1 pseudogene is annotated in these 255 nt (G+C 60.0%); it reads right to left on the reverse strand.

The window, feature by feature from the left end:
- Window positions 1-255, reverse strand: a pseudogene (locus JMA46_RS17690) (IS1595 family transposase); the annotation flags it as partial.

Raw genomic sequence — 255 nt, forward strand, 5'->3', positions numbered from 1 at the left:
GTGGATGACGGCCAGGCTTGTGTAGGGAGCGGGTGGGCCGGCAACGGCTGATTCGAGCAGTCGGAAGAACAGCAATCCCCTCGTGTGTGAGTTGCGCCGGTTGAAACGGAACACGAACTCGTCCAGGGATGCCTGGAGATGCTCGGGTTGCACGCTGCCTTGGTAGGTCCCTTCAAGGACCCGCTTCGATAGTGAAAACAAGAGGTGTACCCCCGGCAGGGAAAGGTGCGCGGGCTGGCCCGATGCTTTGATATT

This window comes from Arthrobacter sp. E3 (assembly GCF_017353415.1).
Taxonomy (GTDB): Bacteria; Actinomycetota; Actinomycetes; order Actinomycetales; family Micrococcaceae; genus Specibacter.